This is a genomic window from Streptococcus sinensis, assembly GCF_000767835.1.
Classification (GTDB): Bacteria; Bacillota; Bacilli; order Lactobacillales; family Streptococcaceae; genus Streptococcus; species Streptococcus sinensis.
Map to the genome: position 1 here is coordinate 1 of NZ_JPEN01000017.1, position 5,146 is coordinate 5,146.

Sequence of the window (5,146 nt, forward strand, 5' to 3'; positions counted from 1 at the left end):
TTTGAAGTTGTCAAAGTTCCGAAATCCGAAAGCGTTGCGTTTGATAACTTTGATGAGGTTGTTAATAGCTTCTAGTTTTGCGTTAGAATAGGGTAATTCCAGAGCGTTGATAATCTTTTCCTTATCTTTCAAAAAAGTCTTAAAAACAGTCTGAAAGATAGGATTTATACAAGAAATTGTTTCTTCAATGAGTCCAAAGAAATGTTCAGCTTGTTTCTCTTGAAAATGAAAGAGTAAGAGTTGATAGAGGTCATAGTGTTCTCTGAGTTCTTGAGAGTAAGAGAGCAGCTTTTCCAGAATCTCTTTGTTGGTCAAATGCATGCGAAAAGTCGGACGATAAAAGCGTTTATGACTTAGTTTTCGACTGTCTTGTTGAATGAGTTTCCAGTAGCGTTTCAGTGCCTTGTATTCGTGAGATTTTCTCTCAAATTGCTTCATGATTTGGATGCGAAGACGGTTCATAGCCCGGCTCAGGTGTTGGACAATGTGAAAACGATCCAGAACGATTTTAGCCTTTGGAAATAGTTTTCTGGCAATATCGTAATAGGGACTAAACATGTCCATGGTAATGACTTTGACTTGGTTTCGGACCTGCCTGGAATAGCGAAGGAAATGGTTGCAAATGGTTGCTTGCGTTCGTCCGTCCAGAATTGTGATGACCTTGAGCGAGTCAAAATCCTGCGCAATGAAGCTCATCTCTATCTGTCGATTGAAACAGTCAGGGAAGTGACTGTTTCCACATCCCAGTTCATGTGTTCTGGAAGCCAGTTGATGATATGCTTTTTAACATTAATATTAGAAAACAATATGACATATTATACAATAGGTATCGGTGAAATTGCAGAACATCAGATTTAGTATATTTTCTAGTTAATGTTCAACATATAAAAAAGAGAGAACCTAGGTTCTCTCTCAATGCTAAAATTGACCATTCACTTTAGTTGATAATAAGTTATTTTGCTTTATAGCTTTCTATATCTGGGAGTTCAATCTTTAACAGGGATTGAGATTTCTATTAGATTATTAGCGTAAATAGTTCGGATTGCAGATGAGTCAATCATTTTAGAATCAATTTTTCTTTTTAAGAAGAATTCTCTAATTTTTTCAATTTCTTGTTCTCGTATAGCACGGTGTGTATTTGAAATCAGTATTTCATAGTGAAGAGGAGCTTGTGTGAAAACAACATCACTGTTTCCTGCTGAATAGACCTCTACTAGTGTCGCGTCTGTGCTTTCCAGCTGGCTTTTCACAAGTTCGGCGTGACTATTTGTTGTATTAATAAGCTTCATGCGATTTCCTCCTACATTGTATCTGCTAGTATTATAACATCTTTTTGGAAAATTGTGAACGATTCTCTTTAGGCTTTATGGATGCTTTTCCATTTTTCAATTCCCCATTTATGACTACCACGTTTAACTTTTTTGATTGCTTCTTCGATTGGATACCAAGCTAGATTGTTGAAATCTTCAACAGGTTTTTGTATCGCAGTGAAGGAAATTGTTTCGTAGATGTAGGCTGGATTATAAAAATGGGTGTCTCTGTGTCGGGAATAGAAGTATTCATCTGCTTGGCCAAGATATTCTCCAATTTGAGCTGTGAAGCCCAGTTCTTCGATTAATTCTCGTTTGAGAGCTGTTAGGTGATCTTCACCATCCTCAATTTTACCACCTGGAAGGAACCAAGCTCCATTCGGTGCCTGAACTAGAATAATTTTTTCTTTATTCTCATCGGGAATAACAGCATAGACTCCGTAACGGGTCACATATTCTACATTTTCTTCTTTTAATCCAAAGGTTGGAAGTGTCATGATTTTTCCTCATTCTCTAGTAAGTTTACTATTATCATAAAGGACTGAAGAGCCTCTGTCAAGACTTTACTAGTATTTTTTTGATTTCTTGATAAGAAAATAGAGTGAAAGTTCCAGTAAAATCTATTTTGAAGTTTTCATAGAGCAGTTAGATACTATTCTCTTATCTTGTTGGAAATATATTTGAAGTTACAAGATATTAATAATAAGAAAATTACCCCCAAATGACAAAAATTTTGTCTAGTAGTCGCTGCTTGTTATTTAAATTCAGATGGGTGGACAAGCACAAAGTGTAGGCACTAGATTGACAAGAAACTTGTTTAGCATCGGGAATTATAGACTATTTTACATCTCAGACAATATGCAGGAGTTTAAAACGAATGCTGCAAAGGTGACGATTGGACTTTGCCTTTGTGTAAATAAGTAGTTTCCTAGAAATATTACATCTATTCTATTATAAAGAAACCCAACCTAGTTTAAATCCTAAGTTGGGTTTCTTTTCTTATATTTTATTGTTCGGTTTCATCTGTTGTCGGTTTGCTGGGTTCATCAGTAGGATTTTCAGTTTTCTTAGTTGATTTGATGAGGATCTTGCCGTTGCTGGTCATGACCGCCTTGAGATCTTTTTCACTTGGATTTTCCAGATAGAAGTCAGTAATGGCGTCTTCGATATGGTCCTGGATGGTGCGGCGCAGTGGGCGAGCACCCATTTTCGGATCGTAGCCCAGATCCACCAGTTTTTCCTTGACTTTTTCGGTGACTTCTAGATGAATGTCATTGCTAGCCAAGCGTTGATTGACATCATCCAGCATGAGATTGACGATTTGCAGCAGATTGTCCTTACTGAGTGCCTTAAATTCGATAATGCCGTCAAAGCGGTTCATAAACTCAGGACTGAAGAAGTTGCCCAGTTCCCCCAGAACGGAGTTGGTTCGGCCTTCACGCGCTGCCCCAAAGCCAACACTGGCTTCAGCTTTGCCCGTTCCAGCATTGGATGTCATGATGATAATCGTATCCTTGAAGCTGACAGTCCGGCCTTGACCATCAGTCAGGCGGCCATCATCTAGAACCTGCAGGAACATGTGCATGACATCGGGATGTGCCTTTTCTACCTCATCCAGCAGAATGAGCGAATACGGATTGCGGCGGACGCGTTCTGTCAGCTGGCCAGCTTCGTCATAGCCGACATAGCCCGGAGGGGCACCGACCAGCTTGGCCACGCTGTGTTTTTCCATGTACTCACTCATATCAAAGCGAATCATGCTGTCAGCAGAGCCAAAGAGCTCGATAGCCAATTGCTTAGACAGCTCAGTCTTACCGACACCAGTTGGTCCTACAAAGAGGAAGCTGCCGATTGGGCGATTGGGAGTTCCGAGTCCGACTCGGTTCCGGCGGATGGCCTTGGCAATCTTATCCACAGCATCGTCTTGGCCGATGACATGAGCCTTTAAGTCGCTGGCAAGATTGACTAGTTGAGACTGTTCCTTTTCTTTGAGGTCGCCAACTGGGATATTGGTCTTTTGCTCTACGATGTGCTCAATCGTTTTCTCGCTGATAATTGGGATATCATTATCCAGCACGCTCGTCTTTTGAAGTTCCTTGTATTTGGCAATCTGGTCGCGGAAGTAAGCCGCTTTCTCGAAATCTTCGTCACGGGTTGCCTGAGCCTTGAGATTTTCGGCCTCAATCAGCCGTTGGTCAATGACTTTAGGATCAACGAAGTTTAGGGTCAGATTCATCTTTGATCCAGCTTCATCCAAGAGATCAATAGCCTTGTCTGGCAGGAAGCGGTCTTGGATGTAGCGGTTGGAGAGAAGCGCAGCGGCTTCAATGGCCGCATCTGTATACTTGACGTGATGGTAATCTTCGTATTTTTTCTGAATCCCTTTGAGGATGGTAATAGTTTCCTCTACCGTTGGCTCGTCCACCTTAACCGGCTGCATGCGGCGCTCCAGTGCTGCGTCTTTCTCGATGATACGGTATTCATTGAGGGTAGTCGCTCCGACCATTTGGAGTTCTCCGCGAGCCAGCGCTGGTTTGAGGATGTTCCCAGCGTCCATATTGCCATCGCCAGCAGAGCCTGCTCCGACAATTTCATGGATTTCATCAATGAAGAGAATGACGTCCTGACGAGAACGAATCTCATCTATGAGCTTTTGCATCCGCTCTTCAAATTGGCCACGGATTCCAGTTCCCTGTACTAGGCTGACAACGTCTAGGCGGATAACTTCCTTGCCTTGGAGTTTATGAGGCACATCACCATCAACAATCTTCTGAGCTAGGCCTTCGACCACAGCTGTTTTTCCGACTCCGGGCTCTCCAATGAGGACAGGATTGTTCTTGGTGCGGCGGTTGAGGATTTCGATGACACGGACAATCTCTTCATCACGTCCGATAACAGGATCTATCTCGCCTCGGCGAGCCAACTCGGTCACGTTGATACCAAACTCTTCTAGAAGTCCTTTGGTTTTTTGCGGAGCTTGCTGACGTTGACCACCTCCACGGCTGGACCCACCATAACCACCGCCTCCATAACCTCCTCCTGATTGAGTTGGCGGGATATTTGGATTTGGTTCTTGCGGTTGTTGGAAATTACCAAGGCTATTAAAGAAATCATCAATAGGGTCAATTCCTTGGTTGTTAGCCTGAGCGAGTCCTCGAAAAAGACTATTGTTAGGGTCTGTCTTCATGATTTGATAGCAGTTTTGACAGAGATCAATCTGCTGTTTGTTTCCATTTACATTTGTATAGAGATGAATGGTTGATTCATTGATTTTACAGTTTTGACAAAGCATGTTCTACCTCTTTCTATAGGAAGCGAAATTGCCTATTTTTAAATGGTCAAAAATAGTCAAGGTTTTTATAATTTCATTATATCAGTATTTTAAAACATTGCAAGAATTAAGTATAAAATCCTAGCTGAGACTGAAGAATTTGCAAGAATTTTGGCGAAAAAATAAGAAAAAGATGCCCTTTTACTGGTATTTCAGTTTCTTTTTGTGGTAAAATAGGAAAGAACCAAGTAAATAGGAGAAATAAAATGGAATCACATTTAGTTAGAATCATCAATCGCTTGGAAGCTATGGCCAAAGATGGTGGAAATTTAAAACGTAATTTTGAGCGTGAAGGAGTTGTTGTCGCAGAAGTAGCTTACAGCTACGACGAAGAAAACGGTCCAGTCTTTACCCTGCGTGATGTTGCAGCGCGTGAGACCTACACTTTCGATAGCATCGACTTGATTGCAATGGAAATTTATGAATTATTGTACTAAAAAAAAATGAACCGCACCCCAAAAGTTAGACAGAAAAAATCTAACATTTGGGGTGTTATTTTTATGAA

4 protein-coding genes and 1 pseudogene are annotated in these 5,146 nt (G+C 41.2%); 1 reads left to right on the top strand and 4 read right to left on the bottom strand.

Going from position 1 to position 5,146, the window contains the following annotated elements; all coding sequences use genetic code 11:
* From SSIN_RS00675 to SSIN_RS00690, 4 genes and pseudogenes are all read right to left on the bottom strand, one after another.
* Positions 1 to 773 (bottom strand): annotated as a pseudogene (locus SSIN_RS00675) (ISL3 family transposase); the annotation flags it as partial.
* Between the two features lie 213 nt (positions 774 to 986).
* Positions 987 to 1,289, bottom strand: a complete 303-nt coding sequence (locus tag SSIN_RS00680; protein WP_037614566.1) for a DUF1827 family protein — start codon at positions 1,287 to 1,289, stop codon at positions 987 to 989.
* Between the two features lie 68 nt (positions 1,290 to 1,357).
* Entirely contained in the window at positions 1,358 to 1,807 is a 450-nt protein-coding gene (locus SSIN_RS00685; protein ID WP_037614568.1) for an NUDIX hydrolase, read from the bottom strand.
* A gap of 509 nt (positions 1,808 to 2,316) precedes the next feature.
* Positions 2,317 to 4,602 (bottom strand): ATP-dependent Clp protease ATP-binding subunit, encoded by a 2,286-nt coding sequence (locus SSIN_RS00690; RefSeq protein ID WP_037614571.1) that lies wholly within the window; start codon positions 4,600 to 4,602, stop codon positions 2,317 to 2,319.
* Positions 4,603 to 4,847: 245 nt separating this feature from the next.
* Between SSIN_RS00690 and SSIN_RS00695 the strand changes: the two genes are divergently transcribed.
* Entirely contained in the window at positions 4,848 to 5,078 is a 231-nt protein-coding gene (locus tag SSIN_RS00695) for a DUF1797 family protein (protein WP_037614573.1), read from the top strand.
* Positions 5,079 to 5,146: the final 68 nt, after the last annotated feature.

Coding starts and splice junctions, on each gene's coding strand:
- SSIN_RS00690 (WP_037614571.1), bottom strand. CDS start 4,602: ATGCTTTGTCAAAACTGTAAAATCAATGAATCAACCATTCATCTCTAT.
- SSIN_RS00695 (WP_037614573.1), top strand. CDS start 4,848: ATGGAATCACATTTAGTTAGAATCATCAATCGCTTGGAAGCTATGGCC.
- SSIN_RS00685 (WP_037614568.1), bottom strand. CDS start 1,807: ATGACACTTCCAACCTTTGGATTAAAAGAAGAAAATGTAGAATATGTG.
- SSIN_RS00680 (WP_037614566.1), bottom strand. CDS start 1,289: ATGAAGCTTATTAATACAACAAATAGTCACGCCGAACTTGTGAAAAGC.